Source organism: Thermomonas fusca (assembly GCF_005862345.1).
GTDB classification, from domain to species: domain Bacteria; phylum Pseudomonadota; class Gammaproteobacteria; order Xanthomonadales; family Xanthomonadaceae; genus Thermomonas; species Thermomonas fusca.
On the sequence record NZ_SROY01000016.1, the window covers coordinates 1 to 745 of the forward strand.

At 66.4% G+C, this 745-nt stretch carries 1 protein-coding gene; it reads left to right on the plus strand.

From position 1 onward, the window contains the following. On the plus strand, window positions 1–745 hold a 745-nt coding region (locus E5S66_RS13505; protein ID WP_138350056.1), incomplete at both ends, for an elongation factor Tu.

Here is a 745-nt window from a genome sequence, read left to right on the forward strand (position 1 = left end):
CTGGTCGAGATGGAAGTGCGCGAGCTGCTCTCCAAGTACGACTTCCCGGGCGACGACACCCCGATCATCGCGGGTTCGGCCCGCCTGGCGCTGGAAGGCGACCAGAGCGAGATCGGCGTGCCGTCGATCATCAAGCTGGTGGATGCGCTGGACAGCTGGATCCCGGAGCCGCAGCGCGACATCGACAAGCCGTTCCTGATGCCGGTGGAAGACGTGTTCTCGATCTCGGGTCGCGGCACCGTGGTGACCGGCCGCATCGAGCGCGGCGTGATCAAGGTGGGCGAGGAAATCGAGATTGTCGGTATCCGCCCGACCCAGAAGACCACGGTGACCGGCGTGGAAATGTTCCGCAAGCTGCTGGACCAGGGCCAGGCGGGCGACAACGCGGGCCTGCTGCTGCGCGGCACCAAGCGTGACGACGTGGAGCGCGGCCAGGTGCTGTGCAAGCCGGGTTCGATCACCCCGCACACCGAGTTCGAGGCCGAGGTGTACGTGCTGTCGAAGGACGAAGGCGGCCGTCACACCCCGTTCTTCAAGGGCTACCGCCCGCAGTTCTACTTCCGCACCACCGACATCACCGGCGCCTGCCAGCTGCCGGAAGGCACCGAGATGGTGATGCCGGGCGACAACGTGAAGATGGTGGTCACGCTGATCAACCCGGTGGCGATGGACGAAGGCCTGCGCTTCGCGATCCGCGAAGGCGGCCGCACCGTCGGCGCCGGCGTGGTGGCGAAGATCATCAAGT